This window comes from Methylobacterium pseudosasicola, assembly GCF_900114535.1.
Classification (GTDB): domain Bacteria; phylum Pseudomonadota; class Alphaproteobacteria; order Rhizobiales; family Beijerinckiaceae; genus Methylobacterium; species Methylobacterium pseudosasicola.
Genome location: NZ_FOTK01000126.1, coordinates 1 through 1350 on the forward strand (window position 1 = coordinate 1; position 1350 = coordinate 1350).

Sequence of the window (1350 nt, forward strand, 5' to 3'; positions counted from 1 at the left end):
CGACCTGGAGATCGTGCTGCGCGGCTTCAACGCGGCCTACAACGGCCGCCAGCAGCGCGTGCTGAACGGGCTCTCGCCCGAAATGGTGCTGCGTCAGCGCCTCGAAGCTGATCCCGCATTAGCTAGAGCCGGTCCCGAGCTGATTGCGACGGGTTAGCGGGTGGCGCGTTGACGGGTGAAGGAGCATTCCAATGCCTTCACCTCTGTCCGTCGACTTGCGCGAGCGTGTCGTAGCTGCCGTGGCGGCGGGTGCCTCGTGCCACCGAGTCGCGGCTCGCTTTGGGATCAGCGTGTCGAGCGCCAGCCGCTGGTCGCAGCGCTTCCGCCACGAGGGCCAACTCGCCTCCAAGCCGATGGGCGGCGATCACACCTCGAAGCGAGTAGAGGCGCATGCCGGGCTGATCCTGGCGACCTCCGAGCAGGAGCCACGCCTCTTCCTGCGCGAACTGCGCGACCGGCTGGCTGAGCAGGGCATCCAGACCAGCACGAGCGGCCTGTCGCGCTTCTTTGCCCGCCACGGGATCAGCTGGAAAAGGGGGCGACATACGCAGCTGAGCAGGAGCGTGTGGACGTGAGAGCTGCCCGCGAGGCGTGGTTCAAGGCACAGCCCGAGCTCGACCCGGAGCGGCTGGTGTTCCTGGATGAGACGGCGGCCGCCACCAACATGGCGCGCCGCTACGGTTGGGCGCCGCGCGGCGAGCGCTGCCGGCTCACGACCCCGTTGGGCCACTACAAAACCACCACCGTCACCGCCGCCCTGCGCACCAGCCGACTGTGTGCCACCGCGCTATTGGACGGTCCCACGAACGGCAGGCGCTTCCGCAGCTACGTCACCGAGACCCTGATCCCGGTGCTGCACCCTGGCGACATCGTCGTCATGGACAACCTGCCAGCCCACAAGGTCGCCGGCGTGCGTGAGGCGATCGAGGCCGCAGGAGCGCGGCTGCTCTACCTTCCGTCCTACAGCCCTGATTTCAACCCGATTGAACTGGCCTTCGCAAAGCTGAAGGCGCTGTTGCGCAGCGCGTCAGCCCGCACGATCCCGGATCTCTGGGTGGCGATCCGCCAGGCCTTCACGCGCTTCACCCCGCAGGAGTGCCGCAAGTACCTCGCCGCAGCCGGCTACGAGAACGACTTGGTCGTCGCTACCTGACTGGGAACGGCTCTAACCCAACATACAGACAACCCAGTCCCAGTCTCATCAAATGCGCCATGCGCATCGTTGAAGACGCCAAGGAGGTCTCACATCCAGACAGCTAGCATTACAGTTGCGTTTTAGAGCGTTTTCGCTTGCTATTTGTCGCGCTGGGCTTACGCCGTCGACGTCCCCTTTCGGCTGAAGCACGGCGT

The 1350-nt window shown here is 65.7% G+C and carries 1 protein-coding gene; it reads left to right on the plus strand.

Annotation, left to right across the window (positions count from 1 at the left end):
* Window positions 1-191: 191 nt before the first annotated feature.
* Window positions 192-1153, plus strand: a protein-coding gene (locus BM228_RS33475) for an IS630 family transposase (protein WP_092047641.1) whose coding sequence is annotated in 2 segments (ribosomal slippage) — window positions 192-531 and window positions 531-1153 — 963 coding nt in all. Because the reading frame shifts where the segments join, the coding sequence is not laid out codon by codon here.
* The last annotated feature ends 197 nt before the right edge of the window (window positions 1154-1350 follow it).